This window comes from Nitrospirillum amazonense (assembly GCF_007828045.1).
Classification (GTDB): Bacteria; Pseudomonadota; Alphaproteobacteria; order Azospirillales; family Azospirillaceae; genus Nitrospirillum; species Nitrospirillum amazonense_C.
The window spans coordinates 1-7,133 of the sequence record NZ_VITN01000053.1; the positions used below are offsets into that span (position 1 = coordinate 1).

Consider the following 7,133-nt stretch of genomic DNA (forward strand, 5'->3'; position numbering starts at 1 on the left):
ACATCCGTCGACATGACTTCCATGGCGAATGGAACTACACCATTTCGCCAAACACACCGACCAGATTGAAGCGATAATTTATCAACAGACCCTAAAGTCCCGGTGATTGCCGGTCACCAGTACATCAGCCCGGCCGACATGAACCGCCACGACATAGATGACGTCGTCTTCGTCGGCAATGGCTTCCACATCAGGCAACGGTCCTGTTGTGGTGATGATCTCGGCGCTCTCGGCGGCCCGTTCAATGATAGCCAGCATCTTCGCACGCGCGGCGTCTGAGAACTTTTTATATCCGGCCACCCGTCGGTATTCAGAAAGTATGTCCGCCGTCAGCACCAGTGTATGGCCATCCAGCACGCCCTCAATGACGCGAAGACACGTCATGCTGCGCAGTGCGGCCGATACGACGATATTACAGTCCAGGATGACGCGCATGCTTACTGGCGCTGGGGCTTGGTCACCTTCCGTGCCTCGTCCGTGACACGGGCGGCGTATTCCATGATCTCCTTCTCCGTCATGCCTGCCGTTTCAGGAGCATCCGGATACTGCGCGAGTACATCACGCAGGCGGGCTTTCACCACCGGACGAGAGTCATCCACATATTCGATTGAGACGCGAACGCGCCGGCCCCGCTGGAAGCCCGCCTGAAGCGCGGCCTCACCCAGCTTACTGACATCTGTGGTTTCCAACGTGGTCTTGGTGGGGGCCATGGCGATGTCCTCTCATATCTATTCCATTCTAAAGCCAAGGGATGGGACGGTCAAACCAGGCCTAGAACCCGAATTCCAGCTGCGCCGGCGGGCCGGACGCCTCGAAGCTGGAGACGGTCACGCCCAGCAGGCGCACGCCGGTGGGCAGGGGATAGACGGTGCGCACCAGTTCCACGGCCGTGTCGCGCAAGAGGCCCTGCGACACCACGGGTGCCGCCAGGGTGCGGCTGCGGGTGGCCTGGCGGAAATCGCCGTACTTGATCTTCACCGTCACGGTGCGGCCGAAGGCCTGGGCCTTCTCGCACCAGGCCCACACCTCGTCCGCCATGGACAGCACGCCCTGCTCCACCGCCGCCGGCTCCGTCAAATCCTCCAGGAAGGTGGTTTCGGAGCCGGAGGATTTGCGCGGCCGGTCGGAGACGACGGGCCGGTGGTCCTCGCCATGGGCGATGGCGTGGTACCAGGGACCGGACTTGCCGAAATGGGTCTGCAGGAAGCTGACGGTCTGGCGGCGCAGGTCGGCGCCGGTGTGGATGCCCAGGCTGTTCATCTTCTCCGCCGTCACCGGGCCGACGCCGTGGAACTTGCCCACCGGCAGGTTTTCCACGAAGGCCTCGCCATGGCCGGGCGGCACCACGAACTGGCCGTTGGGCTTACGGTGGTCGGAGGCCAGCTTGGCCAGGAACTTGTTGTAGGAGATACCGGCCGACGCGTTCAGCCCCGTCTCCGCCTTGATGCGGGCGCGGATTTCCGTGGCGGTGGCGGTCGCCGTGGGCATCCCCCGGCGGTTTTCCGTCACGTCCAGATAGGCCTCGTCCAGCGACAGGGGTTCGATCAGGTCGGTGTAATCGGCGAAGATCTCCCGAATCTGGCGGGAGATGGCGCGGTAGACCTCGAACCGGGGCGGCACGAAGATCAGGGGCGGGCACTTGCGCAAGGCGGTGGTGGAGGGCATGGCGCTGCGCACGCCATACTCCCGCGCCTCATAGCTGGCCGCCGCCACCACGCCGCGCTTGGCACCATAGCCCACGGCCACCGGCCGCCCGCGCAGATGCGGGTTGTCGCGCTGTTCCACCGACGCATAGAACGCGTCCATGTCGACGTGGATGATCTTGCGGATGCCGGGGCTGGTCATGGCCCCGGCATCCTAGCAGATCACCTATGAACGGAAAGGGAACAGATCACAGCTGCTGATCTGTTCCCCAGTTGCCGTCAGCAGGCCGTCCTTACTTCTCGATCTTGAACACCTGGTAGGAATGCGGCTGCACCGTCACGCCGAAGTCGGTGCGGGCGGCCACGTTGTCGCGGCGGAACTTGCCATCCTTGGGCGCCGCCGCCGGCGTGGCGGCGATATCGGCGTTGGTGGACAGGTTGCGCAGATGCACGCCCTGGCCCAGCAGCGACAGGGTCACCGACACCGGCTGGTCGCGGAAGGACTCCACCACGAAGGTGCCGTTGTCATAGGCGAACAGGCTGACATGGTCCGGGCTGTCCAGGCGCACGGGGAAGTCCTGCTGCAGGTACTTCTTGATCTCGGTCACCAGGCCCTGGGGCAGGTTGTAGAGGTCGCCTGGGTTGTCCGGCATGGTCAGGACATAGAGGACGCCCTTGGAATACCGGTTCATCAGCAGGATGGGGAAGCCCTTGGCGTTGGCCACGCCGCGGATGATGGGCCAGCTGTCGTTGGTGTAGTAGTGCACCTCGGGGAACAGCACGGCGGGATTGTCATGCGCCGGGTCGTTCAGGCTGTCGCCGTTGCCGGCGCCGTAGCCGTTGATGAAGTCATGGATGGCCACCTTGCGGCCCGTGTCCCACACCTCCGCGATGTCCTCGATGCCTTTCCCCTTGAGCGCAGACAGTAGACCGGAGGTAATGACCACCGTCTTGCCCGCCACCAGGTTGCCCTTGATCTCATCCACGATCCTGGGGTCCTGCGCCGCCGCCTGGGTCAGCAGGGCCACGTCGGCATTGGTGGGGAACTTGGGGCTGAGTTCGATCGGGATGCCGATGGTACCCAGATAGTTGTGCAGGAAATCCTCGCCGGAGGACTGATAGGGCTTGTAGCTGGCGATGCCGATGGGCTTGCCCAGCTTGCCCAGGTCCTTGTCCACCGTCTCCAGCGCATAGCCGGCGACGCGGCCCCAGCCGGGGCCGGGGTCTTTGGCCTGGGAACCGGGGGCCTCGGGACCAGCCTTATAACCTGAGACCATCTCCTGCCAGCGGAAGCTGGTGGGCAGCCCGGCCCAGGCCTGGCGGTCACCCGGCTTCACCGCCTCGGCCTCCGACATGGGGCGCCAGTTGAACAGGGTGATTTCCGGCGCCTTGGCGAACAGCGTGTCCCACAGCTGCTCGGCATAGCGATCGACGTACAGGGTGGAATAGGTGTCGACCCAGCCGCCACCGTTGCCGACGCCCCCTGCCGCGTCCGTCGGACGGATGTTGCTGTAGTAGCGGTAGATCTCATAGCTCTCGTACTGTTGCAGCAGCTGGTCGGTGATCACCGGGTCGCGCGTCTCGGTGCCGGTGTAGATGGCGTCGAAGTCCTGGGACTCCTGCTCCAAATCGTAGCCCGCGCCCTGGAAGTGCTCGTACCAGTTGGGGTACTTGACGATCATGCGGACCTTGGGGTTGGCCGCCTTCGCCGGCTTCAGCACCAGGTCGCGCGCAACCTGGCGCATGGTCTCCAGCCGGTACTGGGTCCAGCTGCGGTTGCCCTTGGCGGCGATGTCGGCGTCGCTCTTGCTGGCATAGAAGAAGAAATCGTCCAGGATCACGTCGTCGAAATGCTTGGCGGCCAGCGCCGCCGCCTTGGCGCATTCCTCGCGGTCGGCCGGCTTCTCATAGTCGAAGGTGCCGAACTGCCCGCCCTCGCCGCCCGCGGCCAGGGTGATGCCGCCGGACACCTGCACGCCCTTTTCCTCGAACCACTTCTTGACGCGGATCACCTCCTCGTCGGTGGCGAAGACGTGGTTGCGATAGACCTCAAGGTAGACCTTGTTGAAATGGGTCTGCCGCATCGCCCGCTCGAACTCGCGGTCGAAGGTGGCCTTGTCGGCCAGTTGGCGGGTGCTGGTGACAGCGATATAGATCGCCACCCGGAAGTTCCCGTACGCCGGCGAGGCTGCCTTGGCCGCCGCCATGGGCGGTGCCGGCAGGGCGGTCAGCGGCAGGCTGAGCAAGGCGGCACAGGCCGCGGCCCGGAACGCGCGTTTCATGGATTCACTCCCTATCGCTCATTTTTATGGTCAATCTTCCGGATGAAAACGATTTCCAGAACCCGGAATAGGAATGTTAGCGGTAACGTTCCATTAATCACATTTATTCCCATGCCACTCAAGCCGGCAGATGCCCACCAAGCCGAAGGGCTAGGCCCGCCGATGCCGTCGTAGGACGAAAGACGGGTTCGCCCGCTACCAGCGGCGCGATTGACGGAGCCGCCCTGTAAGACAAGGCTGTTCAGCCTAGTTTGCTGCCTGAGCAAAGGTCCGGGCCGGGTTTTCAGGCGGAGTTGGGTGGTGAGAAAGGGAGCGGCGGTGCGGGACGAGGTGGATGGCCGGAGCGGCATGCCGTTCCCGGACGGCGACTGCGCCATCAGCGCGCAGATGCGGGCCATGGACTGGTCCACCTCGCCGCTGGGCCCGGTGGCGGGCTGGTCCCCCACCCTGAAGGGCGCGGTCAGCCTGATCCTGCCGGCCCAGGCCCAGATCGTCATGTTCTGGGGGCCGGAGTTCGTGGCCCTCTACAATGCCGCCTATGCCCCCACCATCGGCAACAAGCACCCCCGCGCCCTGGGACGCCCCGCCCGCGAGTACTGGACGGAGCTGTGGGACGATCTGGAGCCGTTGCTGCGACAGGCCCGCGATGGTGAAACGGTGGTGGCCAAGGACCGCCCCTTCCGTATTGAGCGCAAGGGCTATATCGAGACCGTCTATTTCGACATCTCCTACTCCCCCGCGCGCAACGAGGCGGGGGAGGTGGAGGGCGTGGTCTGCATCGTCGATGAGACGACGGACCGCGTGATGGCCCTGCAGCGCCTACGCGACAGCGAGGCCCAGTTCCGCACATTGGCGGAGGCCATGCCCGCGCTGGTGTGGACCGCCACACCGGAGGGAAATCTCGACTGGTTCAACCCGCACGCCTATGCCTATACCGGCGCGCCCACCGGCGCCCTGGACGGTCAGGCGTGGACCTGGGTGACCCATCCGGACGACTTGGCCCGGGCCGCCGGAGGCTGGGCCGCCGCCGTGAAGGCGGGCGGGACCTACACGGCGGAGTTCCGCCTGCGCCGGGCCGACGGCGTCTATCGCTGGCACCTGGCGCGCGCCGTCCCCATCCGCGACGAGGGTGGCGCCATCCTGCGCTGGCTGGGCACCACCACCGATATCCAAGACCAGAAGGCCGCTACCGAAGCCTTGGCCCATATGAATGAGACCCTGGAACGCCAGGTGGCGGAGCGCACGCGGGAGCGGGACAGCGCCTGGAACAATGCCCAGGACTTGCTGCTGGTCGTCAGCCCCGATGGCGTCTTCCGCGCCGCCAACCCCGCCTGGCGCACCATCCTGGGCTGGGAGCCTGAGGAGCTGATCGGCAAGCACTATCTGGACCTGACACATCCGGACGACCGGGAGTTGAAGGCCAACGCCCTGGCCCACGCCTCAAGGGAGGCGCTGAACAATGTCGAGGCCCGCTGCCGCCATCGCGATGGCAGCTATCGTTGGATCGGCTGGGTGGCGGCGCCGGAGGGTGGGCTGATCTATGCCGCTGGCCGCGACGTGACGCGGGAACGGGAGCAGGCCCAGGCCCTGGAGCGGTCGGAGGCGCGGCTGCGCTCCGTCTTCAACACCAGCTACCAGCATCAGGGCCTGCTGTCGCCCGAGGGCATCGTGCTGGACGCCAACCCCACCTCGCTGGCCGGCATCCGCGCGCGGCGGGAAGATGTGGTGGGCATGCCCTTCTGGGAGACGCCGTGGTTCACCGCCACGCCGGGCATGCCCGACCTGGTGCGCACGGCCCTGCCCCTGGTGCGGGCGGGACGCACCGTGCGCCGGGAGGTCATCATCAACCTGCCCGCCGGCCGGCACATCTTCGACTTCTCATTGCGGCCGGTGCTCGGCGGGGCGGGGGAGGTCATCGCCATCGTGCCGGAGGCCATGGACGTGACCGCCCGCCACGCGGCCGAGGAACAGCTGCGCCAGGCGCAAAAGATGGAGGCGCTGGGCCAACTGACCGGCGGCATCGCCCACGATTTCAACAACATGCTCATGGGCATCTCGGGCGCTGTGGAGCTGATCCGCCGCCGGGTAGACGCGGGGCGCGCGGAAGGGCTGGACCGCTATCTGGAGGCGGCGTCAACGGCGGTGCAGCGGGCTGCGGCCCTGACCCATCGCCTGCTGGCGTTCGCCCGGCGGCAGTCGCTGGATACCCGCCCCCAGGACGTGAACGCCCTGGTCGTCAATTTCGCCGACGTGTTGCGTCGAACATTGGGGGCGGACATCACCCTGGAAACGCGGTTGGCCCCCAGCCTGTGGCCGGCGCTGACCGACGCCAACCAGTTCGAAAGCGCGCTGCTGAACCTGGCGCTGAACGCCCGCGACGCCATGCCGGGCGGGGGCCATCTGACCATCACCACCGCCAACCAGACCCTGGGCGAGAGCAGCGACGGGGCGGAAAAGCGCACCGCCGGCGATTATGTCGTGGTCCAAGTGTCGGATACGGGCATGGGCATGGTGCCCTCGGTGCGGGAAAAGGCCTTCGATCCCTTCTTCACCACCAAGCCCATCGGCCAGGGCACGGGCCTGGGTCTATCGATGATCTACGGCTATGCCCGCCAATCCGGTGGCCATGTCCATATCGACAGCGAGGTCGGTCAGGGCACCACCGTCACCCTGACCCTGCGCCGGGCCCCACCGGAAGAGACGGAGGCGCCGCCGCCCGAGCCCGCCGCCCCGCCCGGGCTGGGGGAGACGGTGCTGGTGGTGGAGGATGACAGCACGGTGCGCATGCTGGTCATCGACGTGCTGGAGGACCTGGGATACCGCCATATCGAGGCGGCCGACGCGCGGGGCGCCATCCCCCACCTGGAATCCCGGCGCGCCATCGACCTGCTGGTGACCGACGTGGGCCTGCCCAACATGAACGGCCGCCAGCTGGCGGAAATCGCCCGACAGTTCCGCCCCCACCTCAAAGTGCTGTTCATCACCGGCTATGCCGGGAACGCCACGGCCCGCGCCGGCTTCCTGCAGCCCGGCATGGATATCCTGGCCAAGCCCTTCACGCTGGAGGCCCTGGGCGCCAAGGTCCGCAAGATGCTGGGGGCGTAGGCCCTCGCCCAATCGGGTAGGGGGAAGGTTCACACCTCCCCCCTCCCACACCACCGTACGTACGGTTCCGTATACGGCGGTTCATGAAGCGTGGTTTAGGCGT

5 protein-coding genes are annotated in these 7,133 nt (G+C 66.1%); 1 reads left to right on the top strand and 4 read right to left on the bottom strand.

All coding sequences use genetic code 11. The annotated features are described in order from the left end of the window. Positions 1–81: 81 nt before the first annotated feature. The 4 genes from FBZ89_RS30320 to FBZ89_RS30335 form a co-directional block, all read right to left on the bottom strand. Positions 82–435, bottom strand: coding sequence for a putative toxin-antitoxin system toxin component, PIN family (locus FBZ89_RS30320; RefSeq protein ID WP_145754811.1), 354 nt, complete (start codon positions 433–435; stop codon positions 82–84). Between the two features lie 2 nt (positions 436–437). Next, positions 438–710, bottom strand: coding sequence for a hypothetical protein (locus tag FBZ89_RS30325; protein WP_145754813.1), 273 nt, complete (start codon positions 708–710; stop codon positions 438–440). Between the two features lie 61 nt (positions 711–771). Next, the gene (dinB, locus tag FBZ89_RS30330) at positions 772–1,845 is read right to left on the bottom strand and encodes a DNA polymerase IV (RefSeq protein ID WP_145754814.1); all 1,074 of its coding nucleotides are present in this window, start codon (positions 1,843–1,845) and stop codon (positions 772–774) included. Positions 1,846–1,936: 91 nt separating this feature from the next. Next, entirely contained in the window at positions 1,937–3,925 is a 1,989-nt protein-coding gene (locus FBZ89_RS30335) for a hypothetical protein (protein ID WP_145754816.1), read from the bottom strand. Positions 3,926–4,225: 300 nt separating this feature from the next. Between FBZ89_RS30335 and FBZ89_RS30340 the strand changes: the two genes are divergently transcribed. Further along, positions 4,226–7,030, top strand: a complete 2,805-nt coding sequence (locus tag FBZ89_RS30340; RefSeq protein ID WP_145754817.1) for a hybrid sensor histidine kinase/response regulator — start codon at positions 4,226–4,228, stop codon at positions 7,028–7,030. Positions 7,031–7,133 lie beyond the last annotated feature (103 nt).